Source organism: Cupriavidus sp. WGlv3 (genome assembly GCF_023952475.1).
Taxonomy (GTDB): Bacteria; Pseudomonadota; Gammaproteobacteria; order Burkholderiales; family Burkholderiaceae; genus Cupriavidus; species Cupriavidus phytorum.
In genome coordinates this window covers 38606-56949 of sequence record NZ_JALHRX010000026.1, presented here as the reverse complement: position 1 = coordinate 56949, position 18344 = coordinate 38606, and the positions used below count along the sequence as shown (strand labels likewise).

Below are 18344 nucleotides of genomic sequence, written 5' to 3'. Positions count from 1 at the left end.
GTGGGGGTTTTCGTACGGGGCTTGGCTTCCTCACATAGCTGGACTGCCTGCCGCGGTGGTGCGCGACGGTGCGAGGAGCGTTGAAGTGGGGATTGAACGAGCCCAGAGCGCGGAGTGGTCCCTGCTGCCGGCCTTAGCGTAGGAACGCCTACGGCTGCGCTTCGCGCGGTCAGTATCGTAGGTCGGGGGCCTGGCACGGAACGCATCGCTGCGCTCGCTTGGCTCTTGTGGTGCGCGCACGTGATTCCGATTCCCGTGCTGTGCGCAGGCAGCCGCCAGTATCCACCCGTGGACGCCTGCAACTCCGCTACGCGCCGGTTGCACGTGGCTGACGGGAATTCAGAATGCGCCTCGCACACAAAAATGCGGACAGCTCCGAACCACGTGGTTCAACAGCCAACAGCATGTCACCAACAGCAACAACCCGAAAAAATCCTCAACACACCTTAGCCCCCTGCGGCAACCCATCCCCCACCGCCTCCATCGCCGCCAATCTCGCCACCACATGCTTGACCACCTGGTCACAAAAAACCTGCCTCCCCCCCGCCAGAAACAACGCATGATCCATACACCCATGCCGATGCACAGTGATATGCGTAAACGCCGCCAGCGCTTCCAGGTCTCTGCCAAAACGGAGCTGAGCCTCTTCGAGCCCCATGTCGTCCGACCCATACAGCATGTCCGTGCGCACCCCACGCTCATTCAGGCCCCGCATCGCGGCTCGCGCGTAAGCCGTCGCTGAGGCCAGGTCTTCGCCACCGCGCAGCCGCGTCAGGCGGAACGCCACGCGTTCGGTGGCGTGCCGGTATGCATGGCGCGCCATGGCCGCGGCGAGCGGGCCGATCCGCACCTGTCCCTGCAATACCCGTTGCCAGTTGCCACCACGGCGCGCGGCCGACAGCCAGCCCTGCCACGATCGCGCGCCCTTGCCCGCGCTCCGGTCATCGGCGCGGTCCCAGCGGAATTTCACCAGGTTGGCCAGCACCAGCCCGTTCACGCCGGGGTTGGCCAAGGCGGCATGCAGGCTCAGGAACGCGCCGGAGCACACCCCGGCCAGCACGATGCAGCGAAAACCGCGCGCGCGCATCCAGTCCACTGCGGCGCTCACGTCCGCGCGCGGCCCGGGCGAGTAGATCTCGGAAATGCTCATGCTGCGTGGCGCGCGCGGGCTGTCGCCCAGCGCAGACACGTCCAGCCGCAGCGAGACCACGCCCAGCCTTGCCAGCCGGCGCGACAGCGTGACGAACATGCGGCCATCGCCGACATGGTGGTTGCCGCCGGTATTGGGAAAGATCACCGCGACCGGCGCGGGCGCCGCGTCGCGCGGCATGCACAGGACGCCGAACTGGCGCCGCGCGTTGAGCCAGACCGGCTCCTCGGCCACGCCATCGACGGCCACGCGCGGGGACGCCCCACGTCCCGCGCCGGGCATGTGCCAACGCGCCCCCGGCAGCGCCGCCGGCAGCGCGGCCGGGGTCGACCCCAGCCACTGCACCAGTTGCCGCCAGGCCTGCGCCGGCACTCCGGCAAACTCGGCCGATTGCATCATGTCGGCGTATTCGGGGAACGCGGCCGTATCGACCTTCACGCCACCGTCGGTGTAGTACTGCGCCAGCGCGCCGGCCGCGGAGGTGGTGCCCGGCCAGGGGTCGAGCACCAGCACATGCGGCGCGGGGCAGGCCGTGCCACGGTCCAGGCGCAGCGCCTCGAGTTCGCGCACGGTGGCGGCGGTGAAGCGGAAGGCTAGCACGTCGAGCCCGCCAGCCGGCGCGGGCGGCGGGGTTTCGGTCGGCCCGACGCTGTTGAGCCAGTTCAGATGCAGCGCACGCAGCTCGCGCAGGTAGGCGCGGCCGTTGACCACGGGCGCAAGCAGCACCAGCCCGGCAACGCCGCCCTGCCATGCCGGGTGCGAGCGCATCGCCTCGGCGGCCTGCACCGCGAGGCTGGCGCCGGCGCGCAGCCCACACAATACGATGCGCTCCACCCCGGCCAGCGCGCGCAGCTGCGCGGCCGCGGCGACGATGCTCGAAGCGGCGCGGCCGAGGAAATGCGCGGCGTCGCAGGCGCCGGCGGAGTCGCCGGTGCAGGGATAGTCGAAGCGCAGCACCGGCATGCCGGCCGCGGCGAGATCGTCGGCGAGATGCCGCCATGCCCGGTGCGACCACATGGCCTCGTGGCCCAGCGGCGCGCACAGCACTACCCCGGTTGTTCCTTGTGCCTCGTGCAGCCAGCCGGCACAGCCTTCAAACATAAGCCGCCTCATGTCGCCTCCTGGCGAGCGGATGGTCGGCCGCTGAACCGATGGAACCCGACCCGCAAGCGCACGCAGAAACAGGTACGCCCACCGGCGGCAGCGGCCCCTTATTCTTTCTTCTCTTCGCGATGCAGCGCCTGCCCGATCCGGCGCGAGATCGGCGCGGTCGCCGGCATGCCGAGGTAAGGATTGACGCTGTTGAACTCGGCCCGGTTGCTGCGCTTGGCGATCACACAGTTGAGGATGCCGCCCAGCAGGCGCGCATCGGCCCGTTGCAGGCGCTTGAGCGTCTCATCGACCTGGCCGGGCAGCGTTGCGTCGGCACGCAGCACCACCAGGGTCGACCCCGCCAGGTTCGCGACCAGGCTGGCATCGGCCACCGCCAGCACCGGCGGCGTGTCGATCAGCACCAGGTCGAAGCGGGCCGCGCACTGGCGCAGCGCTTCGGCCATGCCCGGGCGCATCAGCAGTTCGGACGGATTCGATGGCGGCAAACCCGCCGGCAGGATCGACAGGCCGTTGACCACCGTGGGCCGCACCGCGGCGGACAGCGGCACATGCCCGGTCAGCAGTTCGGCCAGGCCGGATTCGGCGGGCTGGTCGAACCAGCTCGCCACGCGGCCGCGACGCAGGTCGGCGTCGATCAGCAGCACGCGCTGGCCGGCTTCGGCGAACAGCACGGCCAGGTTCACCGACGCAAAGGTCTTGCCCGCGCCCGGGGCCGGGCTGGTGATGGCGATGACATGGTCGGGCGCGCTGCGCAGCGCGAAATGCACCGCGGCGCGGATATTGCGCAGCCCTTCCACCGCCAGCGAGTGCGGCGCGTTGCGCGCCAGCAGGAACTGGTCGTGCAGGCCCAGCCGCAGCATCCGCTCGGCGCTGTCATCATCCAGCGCAGACACGTCGATCACCGCGCTCGACGGCCGCGGCCGCTCCAGGCGCGCCGACGGCGGCGCGGCGTAGCCCGCGGCCACGCCCAGCAAAGCCTTGGCCGAGACCATGCGCTCGAGCGCGGCCTGTTCGCGGCTGAAGGCAATGTCGCCCAGCATGGTGATGCCGAGCTTGTCCTCGGCGTCATTGGCGGTGGCCACGGTGGGCCGCACGCGCTGGCGCAGCGTCAGCGCCCCGGCCGCCAGCAGCATGCCCAGCACGCCACCGCCGGCCGCCGGCGTCCATGGCCCCAGGCCGACCGGCACGGTCGGCGTGAGCGCGTTGTCGACGATGCGCACCTGCCCGGTACGGTCGAGCTGCGCCAGCGAAAGCTGCTCGACCTTGTTGCGCAGCGTCATGTACATGTCTTCGGCCACCTTGACGTCGCGCGTCAGCGCCACGGATTCACGCTCGGACGCCGACAGGTTCTGCATGCGCGCGTCCATCTCCTGGCGCTCGCGCGTAAGCTGCTGGATCTGGCTATCGACGGTGCGGACCTCGTTGGCTTCGGTGGTGAAGCGCTGCAGCAGCTTGGTGCGCTCCAGCCGCAGCAGCGCGATCTGGCGCTGGTATTCCATGCTGCCGTTCAGGTAGGACTGCACGTCCTGGCTCGGCGCCAGCGAGCCCGAGCGCGAGCGGTAACGCGTCAGCGCGCTCTCGGCGCGCTCCAGTTCCGCCTTCACGCGCGGCAGTTCGCCCGACAGGAAGGCCAGCGTCGCGGCGGTGTCGTCCTGGCGCTGCTCGGCCTGGCCCTTGATATAGGAATCGGCGATGCCGTTGACCAGCGCCGCCGCGGTGGCAGGGTCGCGGTTCTGCCAGCTGATGCGCAGCGTGGTGGCGTCGCTCGATTCGCTGTCGACGCGCAGTTCGCGCGTGACGGCATCGACGGTCAGCGTCAGGTCGCGCCGCGTGACCAGGAAGCGCGTGCCCGGGCGCGCCTCGATCCGGCCCACCAGCATCGAGATGCCACCGGCCTCGGCCACCTGGCCGGCGCGGCCCTCGACCTGCGCCTCCGGCCCGCTCAGCCGGAAGCCGTTGTCGGGCAGGATCTCCAGTGTCAGCGGCACGTTGAGCAGGCGTGCCGGTACGTTCAGGCGCTCCACCGCCACGCGCTCGCCGCCCCACGCATAACCCAGCTCCGCCGGCCACGGCCCGCGCAGCTTGCCGGGCTCGGCGAAGTGGTTGGCCAGGCTGCCCAGCAACGGCGCACGCAGCGGCTGGATCTCGATGTCCAGGTGCAGGCGCTCTACCACCGGGCCGACCACGGCGCGGCTCTTCAGCATGCCCAGGTCGAGCTGCGGTGTGGCCGTGCGGCCGGCGGCGTCGCGGGTCTGCAGCTGCACCAGCGACTTGGCGCGATACAGGTCAGGGGTGGACAGCCACGCCAGCCAGGCAAGGGCTGCGCCGGTCAGCCCGGCGGCAAGGATCCAGCCTGCGTGGTCCAGCAGCACGCGCGCGTTCGCGCCGCTGCGCGGCGACACCTGGTCGGGTACCGGTACGGCTCCGGCAAATGACATTCTGCTCACGACATCTCTCCCGCCACACGCTGCCTCACTCCAATCACGCAGCCACCGGTGCGTGCCCGCGCGCCTGCCGGCACCCGGGCGCATGCACTGGCCGCCGACCCCTTATTTGCGCCCGTAGTTGTCTTCGAACCTCACGATGTCGTCTTCGCCCAGGTAGGCGCCCGACTGCACCTCGATGATCTCCAGCGGCGTCTTGCCCGGGTTCTCGAGCCGGTGCAGGGTGCCGATGGGGATATAGGTCGACTGGTTTTCCGAAAGAATGCTGATGTTGTCGCCGCAGGTCACGCGCGCGGTGCCGCGCACCACCACCCAGTGCTCGGCGCGGTGGTAGTGCATCTGCAGCGACAGGCTGGCGCCGGGCTCGACCACGATGCGCTTGACCTGGAAGCGGTCGCCGTGGTCGATCGAGTCATAGCAGCCCCAGGGCCGGCGCACCTTGCGGTGGTTCACCACTTCATTGCCATGCTCGGAGCGGATGCGCTGGACGATGTTCTTCACGTCCTGCACGTGGGCCTTGTCCACCACCAGCACCGCATCGGCGGTTTCCACCACCACCACGTCCTGCACCCCGACGCACGCGATCAGGCGGCCTTCGGAATGGGCCAGGCACGAACTCGCGCCGTCGAACAGCACGCGTCCGCGACCGGCATTGCCGCTGGCGTCCTTGGGTGCGATATCCCAGATCGCCGCCCACGAGCCCACGTCCGACCAGCCCGCATCCAGCGGCACCAGCATGCCGGCGATATCCGGCAGGGTCTCGAGCTTCTCCATCACGGCGTAGTCGATCGAGTCGGACGGGCACGCGTGGAAGGCATCCTTGCCCAGGCATAGGACCTCGCCGGCGCAGGCGGCGTGTTCGCTCGCCGCGTAGGCGGCGCGGCATTGACGCGCCATCTCGGGCTGCAACTCGGCGACCGCGCGCAGCCACACCGAGGCGCGCACCACGAAGATGCCGCTGTTCCACCAGAACTCGCCAGACTCGACATAGTGCTTGGCCAGCTCCAGGTGCGGCTTCTCGACGAAGCGGTCCAGCATGAAGGCGCCCTGGTCGGCGCCGCCGGCCGCGCGGATGTAGCCGAAGCCGGTCTCGGGCGCCACCGGCTTCACGCCCAGCGTGACGATGGCACCGTGGTCCGCGTGCTGGATCGCGGTGGCGATGGCCTCGCGGAACGACGCGACGTCGGCCACGCTGTGGTCGGCCGGCGTCACCACCAGCACCGCATCGCCGCCCTCGCCCGCGGCCGCCAGCGCATGCAGCGCAGCCACCGTCAGCGCCGGCGCGGTATTGCGCCCGCACGGCTCGGACAACACGCGCGCCGGCTTGCCGGCGCGCTTCATCATGTCGGTGATCATGAAGCGGTGTTCTTCACCGCAGACCACGATCTGCGCCGCTTCCATGCCGTCGGGACGGCCCGCCAGTGCGGCCACGCCGGCGAGGCGGTTGGCCGTGGCTTCCAGCAGCGTGTCTTCGGCAATCAGGTTCAGCAGCTGCTTGGGGAACTGCTCGCGCGACAGCGGCCACAGGCGCGTACCGGCGCCGCCGGCGAGGATCACGGGCTGCACCACCGGCAACGCGGCGCAATGCGCCGCCCTGTCGCCCAGCCCTTGCAGCGCTGCATGGATTTCGCCGTTGACCGGCGGCGGCGTCTGGTTCTCTTCCCGGGTCCGAATTCGCATCATGCCTCCTGGGGTGTCGACTGTTCCAAGCGTCCCGCGCTTCCCGCGCGTGAGGCCCGGCCCTGCGCAACCACCGCGATGGCCTCGCAGAAACGGGTACGCCCGGCAGCGGTCCCTGACCGCCATGACGGGGATGCCAGCCAGTCTAGGCAGGCGTCCTGGCGCAATCTGTTCGATTCCGCACACGCTACTTGCGCCGCCGCGGCAGGCCGCGCGCACGCGTGCGGCAGTGGCCTGCGATCGCGCCCGCTCTGTTGGAGAACGCACCGATAGCCACGGCCGCCGGCGTTGCAATACAGTGGGCCGTGCAGGCGCAGCGCCTGCGATCGCGGCCCGGCGCCATGCGCGCACTGCGGAGGAACGACATGGAGCGGGCGGTGGCAACGACGGCAACGACGGCGACGATCGCGCCAATGGCAGCGACCACGGCAAGCACGGCCACCGACCGCGGCGGCTACCACTACACGCGCCAGTTGCCGTGCCACGTGGCCAGGCCGGTGCAGAGACGGCTGCACGATCAAGCCTCGGTCTGGCAGGAGAGCAATTGCTACATGGACCTGTGGATCGAGCTGCTGTATGGCTGGGGGCTCGACCCGCGCGCGGCGCTGGCGTTCACCGTGGCGCAAGACTACGAGGGCGACCATTTCACCTTCTTCAAGTACCCGCCGGCGGACATCGAGCTGCTGTACGGCACGGTGGTGCAGGAGATGGCGGTCTACGACACGCTGCAGGCCCACCTGGTCGAACAGGTCGGGCGCGGCCACACCGTGCTGGTCGAGATGGACAGCTACTACCTGCCCGACACGCGCGCCACCGCCTACCGCCAGGCGCACGTGAAGACCACCGTCGCCATTGATTGGATCGACCCCGGTGCGCAGCGGCTGTCCTACTACCACAGCCTCGGCTACCACACCGCCGCCGACGACGACTACCGCGGCCTGCTGCGGCTGACGCCCGAGCTGCGCGACGGCAACATCCTGTTCCCGTACGCCGAATACGCCAAGCGCGTGCGCGCGCCGCTGCGGGGTGCGGCCGCGGCCGATGCCGCCGCGGCGCTGATGCGCCACCACCTGGGCCGCCGTCCGGCGCTGAACCCGGTCACGCGCTGGCGCGCCGACTTCGACCAGCACGTCGCCGTGATCCTGGCGCGCGGCGATGCCTACTTCCAACACTACGGCTTCAACCTGCCGCGCCAGCTGGGGGCGAACTTCGAAATGCTGCATCACTGCCTCGCTTGGTTCGGCGAGCATGGTTACGATGTGCCTGCGCGCGTCGCACGGGCGGCCAACGGCATCGCCGCGGAAAGCAAGGTGCTGCAGTTCCGCCTGGCCCGGGCCACCGCGCGCGGCCGTCCGGACCGCTGCAGCGAGTGCCTGGACACCATGGAGTCAGCTTATGAAACGGTCATCGCCGGCCTGCTGTCGTCATTTGGCGCCGCCGATCCCGCACAGCCGGCCTGCGCCTGACGCCAACGGCAAGCGCCGCCAACGTTGCCAACGCCGCGGGCGCACGGCCCCTGCCGTGCCGCGCGCCCGTGGTGCTTCAGGCGTGGGCCAGCGCGGGCAACAGGCGGTCGTACTCGCGCTTGACCAGCTTGTAGCATTCGCAGGAATGCTTCTCGAGCCCGCAATGATCGAGGATGGTGATATGGCCGCGGCTATGGTGGATCAGCCCCAGGTTTTCCAGCTTGCCGGCCGCTTCGGTAACGCCTTCGCGGCGCACGCCCAGCATATTGGCGATGACCTGCTGGGTGATGACCAGCTCGTTGGAGTTCATGCGGTCGCGCGCCAGCAGCAACCAGCGGCACAGTTGCTTGTTGAGCGAGTGGTGGCGGTTGCATGCCGCGGTCTGCGCGATCTGCGTCAGCACCGCCTGCACATACAGCAGCGTGACGCGCTGCAGGGTCGGCAGATAGGACAGCTCGGCGCGCAGCGCGCGCGCCGGAATGCGGTAGGCGAAGCCCGGGCTGCGCACTTCGACGCGGCTGGGCATGGTATCGCCGCCCGTCACCACCGGAATGCCGACCAGGCCTTCATTGCCGACCGCGGCGAACTCGACCGTGGCGCCGTCCTCGAGCAGCGACAGCAGCGACACCACCGAGGTGGTCGGGAAATACACATGCACGATGCGCTGGCTGGTGTCAGTCAGCAGTTCGCCGGCACGCAGCCGGACCAGTTCAAAGTGGCGCGACAGCGTTTCCCATTCCTGCCGCGGCAGGGCATTGAGCAGATGATTGACATGCAGGTCCGACCGTTGCGTGATCATGCTGATTCTCCCCGTTGACCCGGGACCGGCACTGGGCCGCCGCTCGCGCACTGGCTGCGTGGTGCAAAGCCCGGCTGTACCGCTCCACCCGTGACTGATGCTTACCGACTTGTTGACACCGCGTATGACTGACTGATGACGGCCGCGATCCGCTTTCCGTCCCGACGCGCAAGCCCTGCGGTGCGCTGTGTGCCTGCCTCGTCGTTTGACTGTATTAAGTGCTATGGCGCACTGAAACGACAGTAGGCAGACGGTTGGTACTCGTTCATCCTTTGGTTGGTTGGTAGCAGGCCAACGTGGCGCCCGCGGCTGGCGGCGAATGCAAGTACCGGGGCGCCGGCATGCCGGCATCGGCCGGGCGACGACACGCTGCCAGGCCAGTCATGACAACGGAGGAACCGGCCGGCAGGGGCGGCTGGTGGGGCCTGTACGCCCTATGCGGCCGACCCGTCGTAGCTGGCGGGCCGGTCGGCGTTGATGGCGTAGATCTCGCCCGAAGGGATGGCGCCGGACGGCGCGTCCGGGCCGCTCTCATGCATCAGGCGGATGCGCCGCGTTTCACCGGGACCCAGGTGGAACCAGTCCTGCTCCGGCAGGAAGGCGTGGTCCTCGATATGCACCCAGCGCGCAAAGCGGCGCGTGCCGACGTGCAGCCACCACTGGCCCTGCACGCATTCGACGCTGCCATGCAGTTCCGGCGCCGCCAGCGCGGCCGCACTGCGGTCAGGCAGATAGACCGCCTGGCTCAGCGGCGTGCCGGCGCTGTCGTCATCGGCATGCAGCGTGGCCAGCACCACGTCGTGGGCGGGCGGCCCAAAGCGATAGGCGTAGGTGAAATCGAAGAACCGGTCGAGCATCGCCGCCGCCGCGATCCGGCACGACTCGCGCGGATGCAGCGTCAGCACCTGTTGCGCCTGCGCCGCCACCGCCTCGCCGTCGCGCAGGCAGCGCAGCGTCAGACGCACCATGCGCGGCTGCGCGGTTTCATTGATGACATGCACATGCAGGCCGTTCAGGCCCTCGTCGGTCAGCAGCACCTGCAGCGGCTGCCACACCGCGCGCAAGGCATGCCAGGGCGACTTGGGGCGCCCGCACGCGTCGACGATGCCCCAGCCGGCCCCGGGCAGCAGGTCCTGCAACAGCCACACCAGCCCGCCGGCGCAGGTCGAACCCACGCGGCGCCACTCGCTGAAGACCTCGGTCATGAGCTCGGCCACCACCGCGCGCGACAGCGCCAGGTAGCGCGCCGGGCGTTCATAACGCAGGCGCGGCGGATCGACCTGGTACAGCGCGCGCAGGTAGAAGTCGCGGATATCCTCGAAGTCCCACGCCGCGCCGGCATCGCGCGGCACCCGCGCCTTCCAGCGCGGATCGTGCAGCGGCTGGGTCAGGCCGTGTTCGCGCAGCGTGCGCGCGCACGGCACGTTGGCAAAGGCCAGGCATTCGGCAGCAAAGCGCACGCTGGCCAGCCGCGCATCCGCCAGCGGGCGCTGGTAGGCGCCCACGCCGTAGTAATGGGTGACGCCGGTGTCGGGCTGGAACGGCCACGCGCCAGCGCTGGGCGAGTTGCGCACATAGACCGCGTCGGCACGGTGCCGGGCCACCAGGCCGGGAATCAGCTCGTCGAACAGCGGCTGGCGCCAGTCGCCGCGCGGCGTGCCGAGCATGGCCGCCTGCTGCTCGGCTTCGCTGCCGCCGCACAGCACCGCGATGGCCGGATGCGCGCGCGTCGACTGCAGCCACTGGCCGACTTCGCGCGCGGCATCGTCCATCAGGCCGCGCGACGCTTGCAGGTCCGCGCCGTAGTCGAAATTGGCGAACATGAAATCCTGCCACACCAGCAGGCCCAGCGCGTCGCAGCCGCGGTAGAAAGCCTCGCCGGGGTAGCAGGTGACGCCGCTGACCCGCACCATGTTCATGCCCGCGTCGCGCGCCAGCCGCAGCCAGCGGCCCACGGCCTCGTCGCTGTCGGCCAGTCCGGGCAGGTCATGGCTGGACACGCAGGCGCCGCGGCAGAAGATGCGCTCGCCGTTGACGCGCAGCGCAAAGGCGCCGGGCTCGCCGTCGCGGTCTTCCTCGACGGTGCGAAAGCCCACCTGCGCGCAATGCAGCGCCTGCGTGCCGAGGCGCGCCTCGACCCGGTACAGCGCGGGCTCGCCATGCGTATGCGGCCACCACCGGCGGGCATGCGGCACGCGCAACGTGCCGGCCAGCACATGCTCCGACGTGCGCGCCAGGCTGCCCCACACTTCGCTGTCGCCATGCGCTGCGAGCCAGCGCGCCTGCGCCGGCGCCGGACCGGGGAAATGCAGCGTCAGGGCGATGATGCCGTCGGTGCCGTCCAGCTGCGTGCTGGCCTCGGCGCGCACGCCGTGCAGCGGCTCGGCGCTGGCCGGATCGAGCAGCTCGATGCTGCGCCACGGACCGACCGCATGCACCGGCGGACACCAGCCCGGCATATGGCCCAGCAGCGTGGTGCGGACCGCGCGCAGCGTCGGCGGCACGATCATGCGCGGCTTCCAGCGGACCTGGCCGCGCTGCGTGCGCAGCCACGGATGCAAGGCGCGGAAGCACAGGTGCAGCGTGTTGTCGCCGGCCAGCTGCACCGACACCTGGTGGGCGGCGAACATATGGCGCGTGGTCAGCACCAGCACCCCGTTGAGCCATACTTCGGCCAGCGTTGCCAGGCCATTGCAGCGCAGCGTGCGCGCGCCGCTGCCGGCAAAGCGCACGCGGTACCAGTAGTCATGCCGGTGCAACGGCGGCGGCGCGCTGTCGTCCCAGCGGCCCGCCGCACGCATGGCCGCGGCCACGGTGCCGGGCACGGGCGCGGGCAGCCATGGCGCATCGGGTGCCAGCTGTGCGGGCGCCTGCGCCGCCCCCGCGAGCGTTTCCAGCCAGCACCATTCGCCGGCGAGGGCGCACGGGCCCACGGCCACGCCGGCGGCAAGCGCCAGGTCGCTCGAGGCGGTTGCAACGGAGGTGGCGGCGGTGGTGGCGCTGGGCATTCCCGCGGACTGGCCCGGCACCAGTGCCGCCGGGTCGCGCGCGCTCATGCCACGCTCGCGCCGAAGTGCGAGGCCAGCGCCGGCACCGTGCCCTGGTAGGCCTGCTCGAGCTGGTCCAGGCAGTCCTGGCAGGGATCAGACTTGCGGCTGATCACCGCGCGCATCAGCCGGAACTGCATCACCATGGCTTCGGAGGCCATGGTGTAGCAGGCCTCGCCGATGCAATCGGGCAGCGAGTGCCCGTGCAGCACCAGCCAGCGCAGGTAGCGGCCGAGCAGCTCGAAATTGACGCCCAGCTGGCGCAGCACGCTGGCCGCGTAGACCTGGAAGTTGGGTTCGCCGCGCGCCATCAGGTGTTCGAGATGGCCTGGGAACGCCATGCGGAACACGCTGATCGGGTTGTGCTGCGGTCGGCGCGACAGGTGATGGCGCAGCAGCTCCAGCGAAGTCCGCATCAGCGCGGCATCGGTCAGCGCGGCGAAGCGCCGACGTGCCACCGACGCATGCGGAAACGCCGACACCTCGCCGTAGCCCACGGTCGCCGGGCGGAAGATGGCGGCATAGTCCTCGCCGCTGGCGGTGTGGTAGCCATCGCCATGGAAGTAGCCGACGGCGGCCGCCTCGGGCACCAGCACGTCGATGCCGATGCACGAGCGCATATGCTGGCGGCGATAGGTGCCGGCCGGCTGCGGCAGCTGGTAGCTGTCGACTTCCAGCAGCACCACGTTGCCGCGCGCGGTCTGGGTGGCCACATGCGCCTCGAGCCGGTCATACATCGACAGCTCGTGCGTGACGATGCCGTACAGGCGCTCGAGGTCATTGGCGGGGAAGGCCGAGAGCGTGAACTGGTCGCCCTCGAAGTCCTGCGCCACGGTGAACGGCAGCGCGGCAATGGGTTCCAGGTCCCAGCCCTGCAGCAGCTCGACCCACAGGTCGATCTGCTGGTTCGCATGGGACCAGACCGGATTGCCGCCATGCCAGGTGGAGCGGCCTGCGCGAACCCTGGCCCTGCCGTCGCCGTACATTTACCCCCCCCACAGCGTGTCACGGACGGTTTGGGGCCAGCGTGCCGGATCCAGCCCGTGGTGGCGCAGCAGCGCCAGCGCCATGCGCTCGACGCCGATGCCGACACAGCCCGTGTGCGCAGTGGCGCCGTCCGCGCTGCGCAGATCCCACATGTGGCCGAAGTGGTCCATGTGGTAGTTGAAGCTCATGCACGCCGAGGGCGGCGCGCCGTCGTTGATGGGAACCAGCAGCTCGAACTTGAGCCTGAGCTCGCGCTGGCTTTCGGCGACGAGCTTGCCGCCGCGCCCGAAGAACGGATCGTTGGCGACGTCGATCTCCACCGGCAGCTGCAGCGCCGTGCCCAGCTCCGGCACCCGCTCGAGCCACTGCTCGCGGAACGCGGCGATGCGTTGCGGCGTACCCAGGCAGACATACTCGCGCTGACGGAACAGCTGCATGCGGGTCGGCTCGAGCGAGGACTCATGGCGGAAGCAGTACGACATCACGTCGACCACCTTGCCGTCCTCGGGCAGCGGGCCGCGCCGCGCGATCACCGGGTAGACCGGATAGCACGCCGCCGGGGTCAGCACCACGCCGGTCGGCTGCTGCTGGTCGGTCCAGTCGTCCTTGTCCTCCAGCCGCGCCAGCAGGCGGCGGTGGCCCTTGTCGTCGCCGCAGAAGCTGTGGACGGTGCCCGCCAGCTGCGGAAAGCTCTTCATGTAGCCGCTGGTCTCGAAATCCGCCTGGCCCATGGCCGGCGGGAAGTGCAGCGTTTCCGCGCCGAGGCCGCGCCCCAGGTGCGTCATGACGTTGTTCATGCCTTCGCAGATCGATTCGAAGGTGGTGTTGCGACCATACAGGCCGGGCACGCCGGTCGGGATCATCAGGCCCTCGGCCACCAGCTGCTCGAGGAACGTCGGGCCGGATGCGCGCGGCGCCGGCTTGCCGCGCGTCGTCGCGGCGCTTGGCTCGGCCGCGGCGCCACCCTGGGCGCTGCCGTCGGTCAGGGTATGGAGGTCCATGCGATCTCCCTCAGGAACGATCGGCCAGCAACAGATTGGCCGTGTTGGTCAGGATGCGATCGTTGTTGATCATCAGCGGCGCCGACCACAGATCGCGCAAGTGGCGGCCCAGGCTGAACGGCGTGCCGTGCTTGTAGCCCGCCATGCCGCACACCAGCATGGCTTGCTGCACCGCCTCCAGCGCCAGCGTGGACACCGCGGTCTTGAGCCCGTTCATGCCCGCAGCCAGCGCGAACGCGCTCGCCACCGGCGGCTCGGCATGGCGCCGGCGTTGTTGCTCCAGCGCCAGTTCCAGGCGTCCTTCGATCAGCTGCAGCAGGCTGACCGCTTCGGCCACGCGTGCCGCCGACGGCGGCAGCGCGCCCGGCCGCGCGCGCGCCTGCCCCTGGAAGTAGGTCTTGGCGCGCGCCACCGCATCGCTGCAGATGCCAAGCCACAGCGCACTCCACAGGATGTGCGACACCGGCGTCATGGTGGCGTCGGCGATCTCGCCGAACGGCACCGGCAGCACCTGCGCCAGCGCGCCGGTGGCCTCGAGCCGGAAGCCATTGCTGCAGGTGCCGCGCATGCCCAGCGTGTCCCACGTGTTCAGGCTTTGCAGCGTGTAGTCCGGCTTCATCGCGCACACCAGCACCTGGTCCGATGGCCCGGCGTCGGCATGGCGGCGCGACGTGATCAGGATGCCGTCGGCGTGGGCGCCATACGAAATCGTCGGCGCCATCTTGAGCAGGTGAAAGCGCTCGCCGTCGACGTTGAGCGCGCAGCCGCTGCTACGCAGCGCGCCGCCGATGGCTTCCTCGGACGTGGCCGAAGCCAGCAGCAGCTGCTCGGCGGCAATGCGCGCGAGCAGGCCCTGGTGCCAGGGGCTGGCGGTGCCGTGTTCGAGCACGCAGGCCACCTGGATCTGGTGCATGGCGTAGATCATCCCGGTCGACGCGCACGCCGCGCCGAGCACGCGGCAGATTGCCGCCACCGTCGCCAGCGAGGCGCCGGCACCGCCTTGCGCGGCCGGCACCATGGCGCCGATCAGGCCGTGCTCGCGCAGGCTGTCGAAGGCTTCCTGCGGAAAGCGCGCGTCGCGGTCGACGGCGTCGGCATGGGCCTGCGCGACCGCGCCAGCGGCCTCGGCGGCAGCGAGCAGCGCGTCGGCGCGCACGCACACGGCACCCGCGCTCGAGTGCGCCAGTGCGACCCTGGCCACGGGGGTCATGCCGCCTCCTGCTGCTGCCGGATCTGCTCGACCGCGGCGGCCAGGGAATCAACGCTGCGGAACAGCTGGCGCGTCAGCATCTGGTCCGGAATCTCGATGTCGAAAGCGTTCTCGAGCGCGAGCATCACGTGCACGGTGGCCAGCGACGACAGGCCGGCGGCATACAGGTCATCGCTGTCTGCCAGCTCGGCGAGCGGCACATCGAGCCGGGCAACTTCGCCCAGGATGCTGCGGATGGTTGCTTTCATGGAACACCTCCGGTTTTTATGAGCGCGGCCTATTGCACGCTTAACAGGCTGCGGCTTCGGTACGTTTGCGCACCAATCCGTGCGCCCCCGGGTACCGCCGCAGCTGCGCCTCAATACGCACTGGCGCCGGTCCAGCCGTGCAGCGCGGTGCGCAGGATGATCTGCAGGTCGAGCTGGAACGACCAGTGCTGGATGTAGTAGATGTCGAACTCGATACGCCGGCGCATCTTCTCGACGGTATCGGTCTGGCCCCGCAGGCCGTTGATCTGGGCCCAGCCGGTGATGCCCGGCTTGACCCGGTGCCGCAGCATGTAGCGGTCGATCAGCTCCTTGTAGAGCTCGTTGTGCTCCATGGCATGGGGGCGCGGGCCCACCACCGACATCTCGCCGCGCAGCACATTGAAGAACTGCGGCAGCTCGTCCAGGCTGGTGCGGCGCAGGAAGGCGCCGACCCGCGTCACGCGCGCATCGCCGCGTACCGCCTGGGTCACGCCCACGTCGGCGTGCTGGCGCATGGTGCGGAACTTGAAGACCTCGAACGGGCGCCCGTCCATGCCCAGCCTGCGCTGGCGAAACAGCACCGGCCCGGGCGACGACAGCTTTACCAGCGCCGCCACCACCAGCAGCAGCGGCGCCAGCCCGATCAGCGCGGCCAGCGCAAAGGCGCGATCGAAGCTGGCCTTGAGCAGGCCGGTGATGCCCGACACCGGCGGGCTGTTCAGGTCGATCACGGGCAGGCCGAGGAACTCGCTGAAGCGGTGGCCGAGCAGCTCCACCGACATCACGTCGGGGATCCAGCGGATGTCGATCAGCTCGTTGCGGAACTGCCGCACCACGTCGTACAGGTCGCGGCACGCCACCATCGGCAGCGTGAGCCAGATCTCCCTGACGGCCTGGCTGCGCACGAACAGGTTGACCTCGTCCATGGTGCGCAGCGAAACCACGCCGTCGGGCACAGCGATCGGCTCCTCATGGTAGATGCCGACCACGCGGTAGCCGGCGGCGCGGATCTGGTCCACGCGCAGGTACATCTCGCGCCCCAGCGGCCCGTAGCCGAAGATCACCACGCGCTTGGCGTTGATGCCCTGCTCGCGCACATTGCCCAGCATGCGGAACATGACGGCGCGCACTCCCGCCAGCGCCAGCAGGCTGGAACCGAACCAGCCCAGCGACCAGACCCGCGACACCGCGGCGATCTGGTGCATCAGGAACGCCGTCATCAGCCCGACGATGAATACCGTGGTCCACGCGGCCAGCAGGCGCAGCACCAGCGCCGCACGGCTGCGGCCGCGCCACGATTCATAGATGCCGAAGGCGGGAAACACCGCCAGCACCCCGATTGAACACAGCGCGGCAAGAAAGCCGTGCACCGGCGCGGCGCCGCGGATGCCCTCGGGAAAGTACAGCGCACCGATCATCACCGCGCAAGCGCCGACCAGCACCGCGTCGGCCAGCCGGTACAACAGGTGCAGCGCCGTGTGGCGCTCTGCCGCAAAAGTCGAACTGGATGCCATGGCTGCCCACCGCGAATGCAATGCTCGATGCAGCGATGGTTGCCGAGCCGCCCGCCAGTGTCTGTTGGCGGGCGCACACAGCCTGTGGCGGGGAAATCAGCGCGCGCGGCCGCGCTCAGCAGGTCCCGGTGCGCACCGCGGCGTGCACCTTGGCGTACCCGGTCGCGCGCCCGTGCATGGCCCATTCGCCGCGCTGGAAGGGGCGGTCGCGGCCGGACAGCAGCATGGCAAGCTGCTGGATCAGCGCGTGCGAGGCGCCCACGGTGCCGGTCATCGGCATCACCAGCGCGGTGACCAGCACCACGCTTGCCAGCACCATCGCCAGCGGACCGTGCGGCGTGGTGCGCCGCAGGATGAACGGCAGGCTCACACACAGGCCCACGCCCAGGCCGCCCGCCACCTCCGACACCGAGTGCGCATGCAGCGCCAGCCGCGACACCCCCACCAGCAACGCCAGGGCCACGCCCGCGGCCGCCGCCAGCCAGCCCAGGCGCCGCCATGCGGCCGGCACCGCCAGGTAGAGCAGCACCGGCAGCACCGACGCCGCCATCATCGCGTGGCCGGAGAAACCGGTGAAGTTCAGCGCCGCACTGCCGATGCCCCAGCCCATGAACGCGAGCTTGGACGCCAGCACCAGCAGCGCGGCCGCGGCGAACGCCAGCACCCAGTGGCGCGCGCTGGCGGGCGCGCCGCGCCAGTACAGCCACAACGCCAGGAACACGGCGCAGGGCAGCAGGTAGGCGGATTCGCCGAACAGGGAAACGAGATGCCAATGGCTCATGGGCGGGCGCAAGCAGCAAGCGTCAGGGTCTGGTGGCGCAGCGTACCACCGCGTCGCGCGTGGCGGCATCGGCCGCTTGGTCCAGCGCCGCACGCACGCGCAGCGCGGCCCCCGACTGCGCTGGTCAGGGTGCAGACAGGTTGAGAGTGCATGACTGCATTGGCCGTCTGGTGGATAGAGAGTCTTCGCGCAATTCGATATGTTCAATCGGGATCGCTGCCCTTGCATCATCGGGGCAGCGTTTTCAAAGCCCGCATGGTCCCCCGGTCGGCGGGCTTCTTTTTTTTCCGGCCCGGAAGGCATGGTCGAGATGGCGGCGGCAACGGCAAGATCATGCGGCCGACACCAGGCGGACCGAACAATGCGGCCCATCAGTGCGCCCCATCAGTGCGGCCAACCCAATGCAGCCAACCCAATGCGGCCAACCCAATGCGGCCCGCACAAACGCACAGCGGCACCGGGCGCTCGCGCCGGGTGCCGCTGCACAACAGCTGCGCGTGCCTGCAGGTTCAGCTCACCATGGACGGCGGCACGCGATGCCGATGCTGCGCGATGATCAGCGCCTTGAGGCTTTCCACGCGCAGCAAGGCTTCGCGCTCGCCGGCGGCGCGCGCGGCATCGGCGGCGGCCAGCTCGCAATCGAACTGGCGCCCGTGCAGTTCTCCCCGGTACAGCAGCGGCTCATCGCTGCCGGCAGCGCCATCCGCGCCGCAACCTTCCTCACGATGGGCGGCGAGCCTGATCTCGAAGCAGCACGCCCACTTTCCCCGGCCCTCGCGCACGGCAAAGCCGCGCACGACGAGGAACTCCAGTCCGGCCTCCATACGACCCCCTTGTCCCCGGGACGGCCAGCCTGCAAATGAGGGCCAGCTTCTGCCTCCGGGCGAATCAAGCATAGGCCATC

At 69.9% G+C, this 18344-nt stretch carries 13 protein-coding genes; 1 reads left to right on the top strand and 12 read right to left on the bottom strand.

Going from position 1 to position 18344, the window contains the following annotated elements; genetic code table 11:
* Positions 1 to 436: 436 nt before the first annotated feature.
* The 3 genes from MKD38_RS27420 to MKD38_RS27410 all read right to left on the bottom strand — a co-directional run bounded on the left by MKD38_RS27420 (position 437) and on the right by MKD38_RS27410 (position 6387).
* A complete protein-coding gene (locus MKD38_RS27420) occupies positions 437 to 2251 on the bottom strand; it encodes an alpha/beta hydrolase family protein (RefSeq protein ID WP_252682032.1) in 1815 nt (604 codons plus the stop codon).
* A gap of 110 nt (positions 2252 to 2361) precedes the next feature.
* The gene (locus MKD38_RS27415; protein WP_252682036.1) at positions 2362 to 4701 is read right to left on the bottom strand and encodes a polysaccharide biosynthesis tyrosine autokinase; all 2340 of its coding nucleotides are present in this window, start codon (positions 4699 to 4701) and stop codon (positions 2362 to 2364) included.
* 111 nt (positions 4702 to 4812) lie between these two features.
* Positions 4813 to 6387, bottom strand: coding sequence for a mannose-1-phosphate guanylyltransferase/mannose-6-phosphate isomerase (locus tag MKD38_RS27410; RefSeq protein ID WP_371925753.1), 1575 nt, complete (start codon positions 6385 to 6387; stop codon positions 4813 to 4815).
* A gap of 413 nt (positions 6388 to 6800) precedes the next feature.
* Here MKD38_RS27410 and MKD38_RS27405 point away from each other — a divergent pair, with 413 nt between their 5' ends.
* Positions 6801 to 7853, top strand: a complete 1053-nt coding sequence (locus MKD38_RS27405) for a DUF1839 family protein (RefSeq protein ID WP_252682028.1) — start codon at positions 6801 to 6803, stop codon at positions 7851 to 7853.
* Positions 7854 to 7929: 76 nt separating this feature from the next.
* On the opposite strand, the gene MKD38_RS27400 is transcribed toward MKD38_RS27405, so the two are convergent.
* The 9 genes from MKD38_RS27400 to MKD38_RS27360 form a co-directional block, all read right to left on the bottom strand.
* Complete coding sequence (locus tag MKD38_RS27400; protein WP_012354880.1) at positions 7930 to 8652, bottom strand: Crp/Fnr family transcriptional regulator; 723 nt, start codon at positions 8650 to 8652, stop codon at positions 7930 to 7932.
* 434 nt (positions 8653 to 9086) lie between these two features.
* Positions 9087 to 11660, bottom strand: coding sequence for a glycosyl hydrolase 2 galactose-binding domain-containing protein (locus tag MKD38_RS27395; RefSeq protein WP_371925754.1), 2574 nt, complete (start codon positions 11658 to 11660; stop codon positions 9087 to 9089).
* Between the two features lie 44 nt (positions 11661 to 11704).
* Positions 11705 to 12685, bottom strand: a complete 981-nt coding sequence (locus tag MKD38_RS27390; protein WP_252682025.1) for a DUF1839 family protein — start codon at positions 12683 to 12685, stop codon at positions 11705 to 11707.
* Positions 12686 to 13687 carry an amino acid--[acyl-carrier-protein] ligase gene (locus MKD38_RS27385; RefSeq protein ID WP_252682023.1) on the bottom strand — a complete coding sequence of 334 codons (1002 nt, stop codon included), beginning with the start codon at positions 13685 to 13687 and terminating at the stop codon, positions 12686 to 12688.
* A 10-nt stretch (positions 13688 to 13697) separates the two neighbouring features.
* Positions 13698 to 14897 carry an acyl-CoA dehydrogenase family protein gene (locus MKD38_RS27380; protein ID WP_252682021.1) on the bottom strand — a complete coding sequence of 400 codons (1200 nt, stop codon included), beginning with the start codon at positions 14895 to 14897 and terminating at the stop codon, positions 13698 to 13700.
* Positions 14894 to 15145, bottom strand: a complete 252-nt coding sequence (locus MKD38_RS27375; RefSeq protein ID WP_252682019.1) for an acyl carrier protein — start codon at positions 15143 to 15145, stop codon at positions 14894 to 14896. The genes MKD38_RS27380 and MKD38_RS27375 overlap by 4 nt, the downstream gene beginning before the upstream one ends.
* Positions 15146 to 15255: 110 nt before the next feature.
* Positions 15256 to 16659 (bottom strand): undecaprenyl-phosphate glucose phosphotransferase, encoded by a 1404-nt coding sequence (locus MKD38_RS27370; RefSeq protein ID WP_252682017.1) that lies wholly within the window; start codon positions 16657 to 16659, stop codon positions 15256 to 15258.
* A gap of 115 nt (positions 16660 to 16774) precedes the next feature.
* Positions 16775 to 17440, bottom strand: a complete 666-nt coding sequence (locus MKD38_RS27365; protein WP_252682015.1) for a phosphatase PAP2 family protein — start codon at positions 17438 to 17440, stop codon at positions 16775 to 16777.
* Positions 17441 to 17949: 509 nt separating this feature from the next.
* The gene (locus MKD38_RS27360) at positions 17950 to 18264 is read right to left on the bottom strand and encodes a hypothetical protein (protein ID WP_252682013.1); all 315 of its coding nucleotides are present in this window, start codon (positions 18262 to 18264) and stop codon (positions 17950 to 17952) included.
* Positions 18265 to 18344: the final 80 nt, after the last annotated feature.